11 protein-coding genes and 2 pseudogenes are annotated in these 12,574 nt (G+C 33.1%); 3 read left to right on the top strand and 10 right to left on the bottom strand.

Annotated elements, in window-relative coordinates:
• Positions 1-149: 149 nt before the first annotated feature.
• The 5 genes and pseudogenes from ABWU52_RS05985 to ABWU52_RS05965 all read right to left on the bottom strand — a co-directional run bounded on the left by ABWU52_RS05985 (position 150) and on the right by ABWU52_RS05965 (position 5,103).
• Positions 150-1,718: a hypothetical protein gene (locus ABWU52_RS05985; protein ID WP_353276588.1), complete on the bottom strand. Its 1,569-nt coding sequence runs from the start codon at positions 1,716-1,718 to the stop codon at positions 150-152.
• A 206-nt stretch (positions 1,719-1,924) separates the two neighbouring features.
• Positions 1,925-2,524: pseudogene (locus ABWU52_RS05980) on the bottom strand (integrase core domain-containing protein); the annotation flags it as partial.
• A 34-nt stretch (positions 2,525-2,558) separates the two neighbouring features.
• A complete protein-coding gene (locus ABWU52_RS05975; protein ID WP_353276586.1) occupies positions 2,559-3,713 on the bottom strand; it encodes an IS3 family transposase in 1,155 nt (384 codons plus the stop codon).
• 80 nt (positions 3,714-3,793) lie between these two features.
• Positions 3,794-4,294 (bottom strand): annotated as a pseudogene (locus ABWU52_RS05970) (helix-turn-helix domain-containing protein); the annotation flags it as partial.
• Between the two features lie 53 nt (positions 4,295-4,347).
• Entirely contained in the window at positions 4,348-5,103 is a 756-nt protein-coding gene (locus tag ABWU52_RS05965) for a hypothetical protein (RefSeq protein ID WP_353276584.1), read from the bottom strand.
• Between the two features lie 129 nt (positions 5,104-5,232).
• Between ABWU52_RS05965 and ABWU52_RS05960 the strand changes: the two genes are divergently transcribed.
• Positions 5,233-6,558 carry a phosphomannomutase/phosphoglucomutase gene (locus ABWU52_RS05960; RefSeq protein WP_353276583.1) on the top strand — a complete coding sequence of 442 codons (1,326 nt, stop codon included), beginning with the start codon at positions 5,233-5,235 and terminating at the stop codon, positions 6,556-6,558.
• A gap of 130 nt (positions 6,559-6,688) precedes the next feature.
• On the opposite strand, the gene ABWU52_RS05955 is transcribed toward ABWU52_RS05960, so the two are convergent.
• Genes ABWU52_RS05955 through ABWU52_RS05945 form a run of 3 tightly spaced genes read right to left on the bottom strand, consistent with a single transcriptional unit; the run spans position 6,689 to position 9,347 of the window.
• Positions 6,689-7,276 (bottom strand): CvpA family protein, encoded by a 588-nt coding sequence (locus ABWU52_RS05955; RefSeq protein WP_353276581.1) that lies wholly within the window; start codon positions 7,274-7,276, stop codon positions 6,689-6,691.
• 57 nt (positions 7,277-7,333) lie between these two features.
• Positions 7,334-7,930, bottom strand: coding sequence for a riboflavin synthase (locus ABWU52_RS05950; protein WP_353276579.1), 597 nt, complete (start codon positions 7,928-7,930; stop codon positions 7,334-7,336).
• A 40-nt stretch (positions 7,931-7,970) separates the two neighbouring features.
• Positions 7,971-9,347 carry a hypothetical protein gene (locus ABWU52_RS05945; protein WP_353276577.1) on the bottom strand — a complete coding sequence of 459 codons (1,377 nt, stop codon included), beginning with the start codon at positions 9,345-9,347 and terminating at the stop codon, positions 7,971-7,973.
• 758 nt (positions 9,348-10,105) lie between these two features.
• Here ABWU52_RS05945 and ABWU52_RS05940 point away from each other — a divergent pair.
• Positions 10,106-10,399, top strand: a complete 294-nt coding sequence (locus tag ABWU52_RS05940; protein ID WP_353276410.1) for a transposase — start codon at positions 10,106-10,108, stop codon at positions 10,397-10,399.
• Between the two features lie 232 nt (positions 10,400-10,631).
• Positions 10,632-10,928, top strand: coding sequence for a transposase (locus ABWU52_RS05935; RefSeq protein ID WP_246433103.1), 297 nt, complete (start codon positions 10,632-10,634; stop codon positions 10,926-10,928).
• Positions 10,929-11,372: 444 nt separating this feature from the next.
• Here ABWU52_RS05935 and ABWU52_RS05930 read toward each other — a convergent pair whose 3' ends face one another.
• Positions 11,373-12,251 carry an IS3 family transposase gene (locus tag ABWU52_RS05930; protein WP_353277659.1) on the bottom strand — a complete coding sequence of 293 codons (879 nt, stop codon included), beginning with the start codon at positions 12,249-12,251 and terminating at the stop codon, positions 11,373-11,375.
• Positions 12,227-12,526: a transposase gene (locus ABWU52_RS05925; protein ID WP_064085359.1), complete on the bottom strand. Its 300-nt coding sequence runs from the start codon at positions 12,524-12,526 to the stop codon at positions 12,227-12,229. Before ABWU52_RS05925 ends, ABWU52_RS05930 begins: the two co-directional genes overlap by 25 nt.
• Between the last annotated feature and the right edge of the window lie 48 nt (positions 12,527-12,574).

Below are 12,574 nucleotides of genomic sequence, written 5' to 3'. Positions count from 1 at the left end.
AACCTATGAAAAAGGCAAGAGAAACTCAATAGTTGGCCTAGTAATGAAAAATTGATCAAAAACAAGCGAATGTTTTTGATCAAATGAAAAAAAGATGTTACTCACTGAGTAACATCTTTTTTAAGAAGATAGATAGTTTTGTTTACTCTCTATATCTTCATTTTTGGAGCTTTATGCTCTACATCAACTTCAGCAGTTACTGTTGAAGAAGGTCCCACCAATTTGTCCAAAGAACCTGTCTTTCTTAAGTCAGCTTGGGTTTTTAACTTGCCATTTTTCTCAGTGAACATACCATGTTGCGGAGAAGAACTTGGTGAATTGAACCCACTATCAGAATTACGACGGTAACTGGCAAAGCTAGAAGTTGTAGCAGTACTGTCAGTGCTTAAAGAACCCATTGAATTGCTTTTTGGTAGTTTATGAATTATTATCTCCTTTAACTCAAAAGGATCTTCCATTGAATTGCTTCTTGGTGGTTTTGGTGGAGCAACATAAAAACGGCTATTTCCTATCTCCGCAGATTGTATCTGATCCAACTCAGAATCTTGATATCTTATATAAGTAGCTTCCTTTGGCTTTTTGCCACCTTTTAGTGATGATGACAACTTGCTCCAAAGTGAAGTAGGTGCTTTTACTTCCTTATGCTCACTAGGATTTAATAATTCTGCTTCGCTGCTAACAGTACTTATAGAACTCGTTGAACTACTACCTGATAAGCTATTTTCCAGTGAATTCATAGAACTTGCTTTATGCCTTTTTGCTGACTTATTAAGCCTTTCTAAAGTATTAAAACGAGTATGCTCTTCCTTGCATTCTTTAATAACTTCCTTAATCTCATCATGATGTTCAGAGAAAATACTGTCTCTAAAGTATTTATCTTTATCTGATAGTCTTTTTGTAACTAAGTTACGCAAACCATCTGCGTCCAAGTTATCAATAAATTTTTTCTGCTCTCTCCATTTATCTACTAGCTGGTCTGGCAAATAATCTCTCCAATCAAGATATGTTTCTTTTGCTATTTTTCCTTCTATTTTTTCTGATATTCCAGAAAGTATGCTCTTTATTAACGTGGAATTATTTTTTCCATCAGTACAAATTGCTCTAAGATCTTCTTTCACTTCTTGAGCTCTCTTCTTTTGTGGTGAATCAGGAATAAGCTCATTATCTATTCTATCTGAATAATTCTCATTACCAGCTGCACGATATAATTTATTCGCTGTTGCAGTGAGCACATTACTTGTCTTTTCCTTTGTTTTTTCACTTACAAAACTAGCACCTCTCTTCAGTGAATCTGCTGAATACTCATAGCCATCCTTAATTTTTCCGCCAATATGCTTCGCTCCTTCAACTGTTTTTTCTGCTGACCATTTGAGCCCTTTATATCCAGATTGAACTGCTTTTACAGCAACTTTCGCAGCGTAAAATAGAGTAAGACCAACTATAGCACTTGGTATAGCAAGTGTTGCACCAACTGCCAAAAGTGGTAGCACTGCTGCAAATAATCCACTTGCTGTACCTACTACAAGGGCCTGATCTCCTTGCTTCATTTTGGAGAATTCTGTATCTCCTTTTAACAAGTCAGTAATTCTTTCCTTTAGTTTTTTAGAATTATGAACAATATCTGCACTTAATGAATCTTGCATAATTGTACTAACACCCAAATTATCTTGTTGAGCTTCAACAGGACGTGAGTTAGATTTTATTTCACTAGGTGACATTTTTAACCTCACTATTAATTAAACATACTAATATTGTATATACATGATTCTTAAGTTAGGGTTAATTCACCTAACAATGTCCACTTGCTTTCAAATGATTTTGCTTGATGTGTTTTTTTGAAAGCACAGAAAATTAGTGATTGTTGCAATATAATATCTCGTTTGGATTAGCTATAATAGTTTAGACTTAATCTGACAAGCATGAATTATCTGACAGAAGAATCGACGAAGTCAAAACCGATATCAGAATCTGCTTTAATGTTATCAATATTTTTTTGGTAAGCAATATGCATACTGTCAAAAAAGGTCTGCATAGGAGTCTTACCGTAGCAATACTTACCAGAATGAGGTCTAGCTCTATTGTAAGAATGCAACCAATGATCAACATCTAACTGAAGCTCTTCCAAAGTACTATAAATCTTTTTCCTAAAGATAATATTGTAACATTCGTCTTGCATAGTTCTATGAAGCCTTTCACATATACCATTAGTCTGTGGAGAATAAGCTTTGGTTCTAGAGTGATCAATATTTTCTATTCCCAAATATAGCTGGTACGCATGATTCCCTGGTTTGCCACAATACTCCGTACCTCTATCGGTTAAAATGCGTAGCAATGGAACTTTCTGTTCATCAAAAAATGGTATAACTCTATCATTGAGAAGATCTGCAGCTGTTATGGCAGTTTTCTCCGTATAAAGCTTAGCGAAGGCCACTCTAGAGTAGGTATCAATAAAAGTTTGTTGATAAATTCGTCCAATACATTTGATATTGCCTACATAATAGGTATCTTGACTACTGACCTTACCCAGAAAAAGTAGACAGAAAGTTAAGACGTTTTTGCTATGAGAATGATGAATCAAAAAGCTCAGGAATGCAATAGTTAATAGTAGAATGTCTACGCTGTTTATTATAAAAAATTTCTATATATTCAAATATTGCGGTTTTAGCTTGTTGTGCAGAGTGTTGTGAAGTATCAATGAGTAACTCTCTCTTAAGTGAACTAAAAAAGCTCTCTGAAACAGCATTATCATAACAACAACCTTTGTGACTCATACTAGAAGTAATATTTTTTGTACTTAGTAAAAATTGATAATTTTTAGAGGTGTATTGCGATCCTTGATCGCTATGAAATAGTAGATTTTTAGCAGATTTGCGCCTACCAATAGCCATGAATAACGCATCTATAACTAATTGCCTATTTACTGCATTACTCATTGACCAGCCAATCACCATGCGTGAATATAAATCTATTATTGCTGCCAAATATAACCATCCTTCATTAGTTTTTATGTACGTAATATCAGTTACCCATATCTTGTTAGGTTGATCAGCGATGAAATTCTGATTTAATATGTTAGGAGTTATAACTCTATTGTCTATTTGTGGTTTTTTACTTTTAAACTTTCGTCTAAGCTTAGCTTGAATGCCATTTTTCTGCATAACATTTTGCACTGTTTTGATGTTATAATTTTTACCTAAAGCCTTTAATTCAGCGTGAATTTTAGGAGCTCCGTATCTGCATTGTGATGCTCGATATACCTTCTGAATATCTTGTATGAGCTCTTCTCTTATTGATTTTTTGTTGTTTTTTTCCTTAGTAATCCATTTATAATAACCACAAGCAGATACGTTCAAAAATCTGCATGATTCCCGTATTTTATAGCATTTTTTATGTTCTTTTATAAAAGAATATTTTACTCTTTTTGGTTTGCAAAATATCCCAGGGCTTTTTTTTAAAATGTCTCTTTCCCTCGTTACTCTTGCCAGCTCTTTCTTTAAATCAAACTTTTCTTTGTCACAATGAGCTACTTTCCCTTTTCCTGGAAACGCATCTACTCCAGACATTCTATCATTGTATGTTTTTACCCATCTGCTTAATGAATCACCGCTAATACCCAAATCTCTTGCTATTTTTGCTGATGATTGACCTGTTTCTTTTACTAGTCTTATAGCTTCAATTTTGAATTCTGCTGTATATTCTTTTCTTTTTGTCATACCACACCTCTTTGAAAAAACGTTTTATTTTACTTCAAAAACGTCTTAACTTTCTGTCTACTTTTTCTGGGTAAGGTCATACCTAAGTATCCAGGGTGTTGTGTCTCAATTTCGCCATGTGCCTCTTTTTGTTCCTTAGCTTTTTCTAAAGCAGTAACTTGCTCCTCTGTCAAAATTATACCATCTTGTACTACCTTCGCTTCCAGCGCTTTCAATCTCTTTTTAAAATTTTCAAGATCGTTTCTTTGCCATATTGATCTTATCCCGCTAGCAGATATTAGAATTCCTCTCTTTTTCAGTTCATTTGCTGCTCTTTCTTGTCCATATGCTGGAAATTCTATTGCTATTTCAACTACTGCTTTTTCTATATTCTCTGATACTCTATTTGCATATAATGGCTTACTTTTACTTATCTCATGTAATCCCTCTTCTCCTCCTGTTTCATATAGTTCTTTGAATCGGTAAAATGTATCTCTCGAATATCCCATCACTTTACATGCCTGCGATACATTCCCTAATTGTTTTGCAAGTTCTAGCAATCCTAACTTTGGTTTTAATATTTTTTCTTGTGTTGTACTCATATCTGACACTCCTTTAAAATTTGTTTATATTTTTATCTTACTCTATTCGCTTGTCAGATTAAGTCTAAACTATTATATCCCCCTGCCAGCGTTTGCTGCTCGTTCACACTTTTGCCCATATCAGTGAAAGCTTGATGTAGAGTTTTGCCGTTGATAAAAACTTCTTTATTCTGCTCAATTAATTTTAATACCTCTTCTGGGTCGGTTATTCCTCCAAATTTTGGTTCATCAACTACATTTTTTATGCCACTAGAGTCTATTTTCACAGTCATACTACAGTTTATGTTATTGCCTTTAGAATCCTTAGCTTGCCAGTTGATGGTCATTTCACATGAGCTTGAACCAGTAAAATTATAGTGTCTTTCGCTACCTTTTTTGGTTGCAGTTATTTGACTATCTTTCCCTAAAGATAGGTTATAAACCTTACCTTCGTCGCTGGCTCTTAAAAGGGTACTAATCTCTATTGGTTTTTCTTTATTTTCAAACCTAATTTGAAAGTCATTATCTTTTGTTGTATATGCTAAGAAATTTTCACCTGGTAGAGATGCTTCAAATTCTTTATGTGTTTCATTTATTGATTGCTCAAATTTTTGGAAATCTGTCTTCCACTTTGAGCTCATTTGTTCCTTAATGTCTTTATTTTGTAGTAAAGGACCAATAAAATACCAGATTAAGTTTTTTTTCTCCAATTGTTTTATAGTCTCCTGAAAGCTGCTGCAGGATTCAATTACATCTAAAATATCTTTTTTCTGCTGTTCATCTACATTTAAACCTTGATTTTCAGCTATAAATAAGTTTTCTTCTAGCATAATTTCTATTTTTATAGAACTATGTTATAATATTAACACATTTTCTTAAAAAATCAACTAATTTTATAGTTAAATAAACTTGAGTATTTGGCGGGAATGTTATATATTAACCACTCCAAGAAGTGCAGTATGGACAATACTATTATAAGAAAATACGATATTAGAGGTGTGGTAGGCAAAGACCTGCAAATCAGTGATGGGTATGAAATAGGTAGAAAATTCGGTCAAACTGCAGCTAACGTTTGTGTAGGCTATGACAGCAGGATAGATTCACCAAGTATAGAAAAAGAATTAATCAGAGGCTTGATTTTATCCGGTGCAAATGTTATACGCGTTGGACTCTGTTCTTCACCTATTCTCTACGCTGCAACAATGAATGCAGATCTTGGGATTATGATCACTGCTTCTCATAATCCCAGAGAATATAACGGCTTTAAATTTTTCAGTAGTAAAAAAGTTTACTCAGATCAAGAAATGAAGGAAATTATAGGCAGTACAATTAAAAACAGCACGAAAATTGGAAGCTTAATTAACACGAATATATATAGTGAGTACGTTAACATATTAAAAAATGCGCTCAAGAATAACGCTACACAAAAACTAAAAATAGCTTGGGATTTTGGCAATAGTCCAACAATTGTAAGGTATATTGAAAAGATTTTACCAGATCATATACACATCGTAACCAATAGCTTTATAGATGGAACGTTTCCACTGCATGACCCAGATCCCATAGAAGAGAAAAATCTTGCTCAGTTAATAGATATTGTCAAGAAAGATAAATGTGATCTTGGTATTGCACTTGATGGTGATGGTGATAGGGTACGCTTGATTGATAATAAAGGTAATGTTGTTTCCAATGATCACTTGTTTATGATTTTTTCACGTGAAGTATTGGCGGAACACCCAAAAAGCAAGGTTATTGCCAACGTAAAAATGAGTATGAAAGTGCATGATTTCGTTAGCAAATTAGGAGGGCAAATAATTACCTGTGCCACTGGACACTCACTAGTTAAGAAAAAGATGGTAGAAGAAGGAGCAAAGTTTGCCGGTGAACTGAGTGGACATTTTTTCTTTTCTGAGCTAGGTTTTGATGATGGACTATATTCTGCTATTAAAGCCATTGACATTTTACTTAAGAAAAACCAAAGCCTATCTGAGATGATTAAAGATTTACCAAAGTTATATATCACTCATGAAGTGAAAATTGTAGTGAAGGATGAGAAAAAATTTCAAATAATTGAATCAATAAAGGAGACACTAAAGCAGAAAAATATTGTATTTTCAGAGCTTGATGGTATTAAGGTAACCGATAATAAAGGTTGGTGGCTTCTTAGAGTATCAAATACGCAAAACTGTATTACAGCAAGATGTGAAGGAAATACCTTAGAAGATTTTGAACTCACTAAAAAAGTTTTGTTTTATTACATTGATGAACTAAAGTTATACATTTAAATTTTTTTGATGATTTACTTATTCGTCAATGTCTGCAGTTTTGTTTGATTAGTCATAGGAATTGGTAACCTATGGCGAATTGCTGTGGATAATAGATGTCTAGGCTAGTTTAGCTATAGAAAATCAACACTCACTTTTCTTTATTGTTTTGAGGTTTTTCTTGATCAACCATTTCCTCACCGATCTCTTTTATTTTTAGTATCAATGACTCTGGCACATACATGTTAATTACTTCTTCTGTTGTCACAAATAAAGCCTGATAAGAGTGTGAATTTGTTATCCAATTGGGCAATATGTCTTCTGCTTCTACTTTAGACTCTCCCTCTTTTTTATCATATACTGTGTGGCAATATAAGTGCACAGCAAAAAATAGTACATAAGAAAGCAATATTCCTCTAAGTGCTCCGACAAAGATTCCAGTAACTCTATCCATTAATCCCAACCTTATAGGTGATAATATGTACATTAGCCAGTTATTCATTGTCATGAATGTAAGATTAAGTATAATAAATACAGAGATTGTAGAAAGTATGTTTTGTGTAACTTTAGAGTCAAAATACTTACTATAATTTATAATAAAAAAATCATAGTAACTAGCTGTCAAAAAGACTGATAAGAGCAAGAACATTAATGCACATAGCTCTTTTATAAAACCTCTAGTTATCGATATTATTACACACAAGACAATAATAAAGATAATTAGGCTATCGAAAAACATATTTTGTATCTATATGATTTTCAAGATATAATAGTTGTAAATAACAAAGTTGTAAAATTAATTGTGTTGATATTTTATCAGCTGGTCTAAGTACCGAGCAATCATATCAACTTCTAAATTTAGGTAATTACCTGTTTTATTATGCTGAAAAGTTGTGTTTTTCCATGTATAGGGAATTATATTCACAGTGAATTCTTGATCGACAACTGAATTTACTGTAAGGGAAACTCCATCTAGCGTTATAGAACCTTTTTTTGCAACAAATTTAATTAATTCTTGTGGGCATGATAGTCTGATTTCATGAGATTCTGAATTTTGATTGATTATTAAAATTTCTGCTGTGTTATCCACATGACCCTGAACCAAGTGACCGTCAATTCTGTCACTCAGTTTCATTGCTTGTTCTAGGTTTATTTTTTTCCCTGTTTCCCACATATTTAAGTTAGAAACCTTCATAGTTTCTTGAGATACTTGAACTATGAATACATCGTTCATTATGTCGACAACAGTTAAACACACTCCGGAGCAGGATATTGAATCTCCTTTGTTTATAGAGGATAAATTTTGTGTCTCAATATGGAAGATTTGATCAGAGTTAGGGTGGATAGTGATACCAGTTATAGTGCCAATATCTTTGATAATTCCTTTAAACATGCAATAAAATAAATAATTATATCACAAAAGATCTTATTTGTTAGGTGCGCAAAGGAAGATCTTTTTTACTTATCTGCTCAATAGATTCTACAGAATATTCAGAATATAGAAAGTAAGCCAGGTTCAAAATGCACAGTGTAATTAATATTGGTAACCCTATGTTTAATGTTAGACCGATACTTTCCCTTTTTTCTGTTGGCACCAATTCCTTTAAAATTGACACTTTTCCCAGCGGCAAGTGCCATAGGCAGAGTGCTGATATAGAAGCTGCTACTAAAAATAGACAAAAATAAGTCTTTTTCGAAGAAAACATAGCTTTTAATGGTGATTTGAGCCTAATATTAGTAGGCAATCGAGTTTTCGCTTCATTTGTTTTTGGTAAATGGTCTACAGCTTTGCTTGGTAAAATTTCATGAGAAACATTTTTAGGCTGTGGAGAAGGTTGGCCTGAAACTAATTTAATCAACTGCTCTTTTTTTCTATATACTTGCTTTTGTAAATATTCTTTACCTAAAAGTGAATTATTAGGGGGTTGTGGCCTTTTGAGTACCTCTAGCACTTCTGATATCTCATCTGGTTCTAATACTTCATGTAGTTGTTTATCTTGGAAATAAATAATATTAAACACTGAGTTGAAAATATTGTGAAATATTTCTGGATCTTGATTTGTATATTCACTTACTACTTCTACGAATATTTCATCGAGTTTTTTTCCCTTGTGCTCAGCCAAATTATCTATCATAGCTACTCTAGCATCAATTTGAGCTTGTTTTATGATTGATTGTTTTTCTTCTTGCAATAATTCTTTAGCCTGCTTTTTGGATTTCTTTTTTCTATTAGCATTAAAATAATCTGTGTGTGACCTAGTTTGACCTATATTCCGCTCTATTTCTTGAGACACTAAATTTCTTGTAGTATCCTCATTTTTAGCTTTTTCTGCATGTTTTAGCTGCTCATCTAAGAATATCTCGATTTGTTGCAAGCTATCGAGGTTAATGTTTTTAACGTTTGTTTGTAGCGTTATCGTTATGCCCTGTAGGAGGATTTGAATTGGAGCATTACTTATGCATTCTTCTACAGTTTTATTAGCTTTATGGTAGTTGTTGTATAGTTCTTCGCTTTCTTTTGCTACTTTTATATTGGCTGTGAAGTTTTTCTCCTGAGAAAGGCAGATTTTAAAAAAGTCAATTAAATGTTTTATTTGAGGTAATATTGTATTAGGGTTTACCTCTGTCAGCAGCTTGATCTTAAATGAAAACTCTTGCTTATCACTTGTAATATTTTTTGAGCGAATGGTGCTAATCTCCAGTACTTCGTTAGAAAATGCCTTACTTATGTCTTTGGATCTATTCTTAAAAAACTTAGGTAAATCCTCGATTTCGTATTTTTTCTTAGTTTCTATGTTACTACTATACATGAGTAAATTTTTTAATATAAAGTGAAATAAAAAATATAATTAGTCAATAAATTAATAATTATAGCACTCTTACATAACAGTAGCGTGTTGGATTCAATAAGAGCAGAAAAAGTTACTTTACAAACCTCATCAGTCTCCTTATTATGATAATAAGAGTGTTTATCCTTGTTTTTAATCTCTGCAGATTTAACAACAAAATTCAGTAAAAAACTCAGATATTTATTGGCAAATTACATAAAAATTATAGCGGCTGCATGTCTTTTTTATTTTTTCTACATTCAGCCAAAATGCGCTTTAAATAAGCGTTAGCACATTATTACAATGCCAATTTACATTATAAAACTCACTACTGGGGGATTCTTTTGCCTTTTTTTTCGCCTGGTAAATTTTTTAATATTCTGGATTAGTTAGGAGTCCTATAGAGATGTCATTCCAGCACTTCTTATTACCTGTTCTGGATCCCAGTGTCAAGCACTGGGATGACAAGAAGGAGAGCACTGGGATGACAAGAAAGAAAGCGCTGATTTCATATGCATCTGATAAAAAAGATGATGTCATGCCAGTGCCCAGACACTGGCATCCAGTTTTTTCATGATCATCAAAACGTTGTATTTTAACATAAAACGGCTACTTTTATGCTTACCAACCTAATAAAATTCCTGGATTCCAGTGGGCTTTGTTGCATAGCAACTGAAAAAATCTGGTGGCTACTGACAAAATTCATTATAAAACAGCCATTTAACTGTTGAAGAAAAAATATGCCACAGAAAATGAAAGTCAGTAACCAAAACGAATATAACAAATTCCTTGAAAAAAGGGGGAATATTTTTCGTTACATCGATGAAGCTATCGAAAATTGGTATGAAAATAGTCCAAAAATGCAGGGCGGCAACTATATTTATAGTGATAAAGTTGTGATTTTGGTGCATATAATCGTTAATCTTTTTAGAATTGGCTTAAGACAAACGGTAGGGTTTGTAAAAGGATATCTGCAACAAATAGGAAAAAATTTGGCAGTTATCAGCTATTCACAAGCATCAAAAAAAACTTAATATTAAGATAAATGATTGCAGGATTGATAAAAGCAACATGGAAAATATTGAAATTATCATAGATAGTACAAATTTACAGTAACACTCCTGGCCACAGTAAGGAAAACAGTGCAGATAGAAAGTACCGAAGCTACGAGCAAGTAAGAAAGTTACATGTTATGTTAAGTGTGAATAGTAAAAAAGCTATAGCTGCAAGATACAGTAATGGCGTCTACTCTGACCACTATGGAGCTTGCTTGAAGAAGTTAATTTTCAGCACAAAATAAAAGCATTATATGCAGATAGGGCATACGATAGGCAAAAACTTTATAAATTGTGTAAGAAATACGATATAAAGACAAAAGTTCTACCAAAAAAGGATGCAGCAGAACATTCAAAAATAGATTATATGTCTGACAGAAATGCTGCTATTAGGTTAATAAAATTATATGGACAAGATGGTGTAAAAGAGTGGAAAAAGGAAGCAATTTATGGAAAAAGATCTTACATAGAAGGATTTTTCTCAAGGTTGAAGCAAGTATTTGTTTAGGAATAAATCTGAAGTAAACCGTGAAAAAGAATTACTAATTAAGTGCTATTTGCTCAACAAATTCACTGGTATTGGTATGGCTAAATTTGAAATCATTACATAAATTTGTCGTAAACCATCACTGCTTAAGGTGCTATGCAACAAAGCCATTCCAGTGTCACGCACTGGAATGACAAGAAGGAGAGTACTGGGATGACAGTGCGCCGTAGAAACACGGAAAGTGTTGAAGCTGTGCAGTAGATGAGGGAGGGCCCCTCGGAGCCGGTTTGCAAGAGCAGGCTTCAAACAGCCATAAGCTGCTTTGGTAAAGAGCTAAGGTAGTGAGCGTTATGGAAAAGGCACAATTATGTGTCATGTATGAAATAGAGAGACGAACGCAAGTGAACCACTGATGAAGTGTTGACCTTACCCAGAAAAAGTAGACAGAAAGTTAAGACGTTTTTGCTATGAGAATGATGAATCAAAAAGCTCAGGAATGCAATAGTTAATAGTAGAATGTCTACGCTGTTTATTATAAAAAATTTCTATATATTCAAATATTGCGGTTTTAGCTTGTTGTGCAGAGTGTTGTGAAGTATCAATGAGTAACTCTCTCTTAAGTGAACTAAAAAAGCTCTCTGAAACAGCATTATCATAACAACAACCTTTGTGACTCATACTAGAAGTAATATTTTTTGTACTTAGTAAAAATTGATAATTTTTAGAGGTGTATTGCGATCCTTGATCGCTATGAAATAGTAGATTTTTAGCAGATTTGCGCCTACCAATAGCCATGAATAACGCATCTATAACTAATTGCCTATTTACTGCATTACTCATTGACCAGCCAATCACCATGCGTGAATATAAATCTATTATTGCTGCCAAATATAACCATCCTTCATTAGTTTTTATGTACGTAATATCAGTTACCCATATCTTGTTAGGTTGATCAGCGATGAAATTCTGATTTAATATGTTAGGAGTTATAACTCTATTGTCTATTTGTGGTTTTTTACTTTTAAACTTTCGTCTAAGCTTAGCTTGAATGCCATTTTTCTGCATAACATTTTGCACTGTTTTGATGTTATAATTTTTACCTAAAGCCTTTAATTCAGCGTGAATTTTAGGAGCTCCGTATCTGCATTGTGATGCTCGATATACCTTCTGAATATCTTGTATGAGCTCTTCTCTTATTGATTTTTTGTTGTTTTTTTCCTTAGTAATCCATTTATAATAACCACAAGCAGATACGTTCAAAAATCTGCATGATTCCCGTATTTTATAGCATTTTTTATGTTCTTTTATAAAAGAATATTTTACTCTTTTTGGTTTGCAAAATATCCCAGGGCTTTTTTTAAAATGTCTCTTTCCCTCGTTACTCTTGCCAGCTCTTTCTTTAAATCAAACTTTTCTTTGTCACAATGAGCTACTTTCCCTTTTCCTGGAAACGCATCTACTCCAGACATTCTATCATTGTATGTTTTTACCCATCTGCTTAATGAATCACCGCTAATACCCAAATCTCTTGCTATTTTTGCTGATGATTGACCTGTTTCTTTTACTAGTCTTATAGCTTCAATTTTGAATTCTGCTGTATATTCTTTTCTTTTTGTCATACCACACCTCTTTGAAAAAACGTTTTATTTTACTTCAAAAACGTCTTA

Source organism: Wolbachia endosymbiont (group B) of Villa cingulata, from assembly GCF_964028285.1.
Lineage (GTDB): Bacteria > Pseudomonadota > Alphaproteobacteria > Rickettsiales > Anaplasmataceae > Wolbachia.
Note: the sequence above shows the minus strand (reverse complement) of the source record. Positions and strands in the feature narration are given on the sequence as shown.

Coding starts and splice junctions, on each gene's coding strand:
- ABWU52_RS05985 (WP_353276588.1), bottom strand. CDS start 1,718: ATGTCACCTAGTGAAATAAAATCTAACTCACGTCCTGTTGAAGCTCAA.
- ABWU52_RS05945 (WP_353276577.1), bottom strand. CDS start 9,347: ATGTATAGTAGTAACATAGAAACTAAGAAAAAATACGAAATCGAGGAT.
- ABWU52_RS05960 (WP_353276583.1), top strand. CDS start 5,233: ATGGACAATACTATTATAAGAAAATACGATATTAGAGGTGTGGTAGGC.
- ABWU52_RS05950 (WP_353276579.1), bottom strand. CDS start 7,930: ATGTTTAAAGGAATTATCAAAGATATTGGCACTATAACTGGTATCACT.
- ABWU52_RS05965 (WP_353276584.1), bottom strand. CDS start 5,103: ATGCTAGAAGAAAACTTATTTATAGCTGAAAATCAAGGTTTAAATGTA.
- ABWU52_RS05925 (WP_064085359.1), bottom strand. CDS start 12,526: ATGACAAAAAGAAAAGAATATACAGCAGAATTCAAAATTGAAGCTATA.
- ABWU52_RS05940 (WP_353276410.1), top strand. CDS start 10,106: ATGCCACAGAAAATGAAAGTCAGTAACCAAAACGAATATAACAAATTC.
- ABWU52_RS05955 (WP_353276581.1), bottom strand. CDS start 7,276: ATGTTTTTCGATAGCCTAATTATCTTTATTATTGTCTTGTGTGTAATA.
- ABWU52_RS05975 (WP_353276586.1), bottom strand. CDS start 3,713: ATGACAAAAAGAAAAGAATATACAGCAGAATTCAAAATTGAAGCTATA.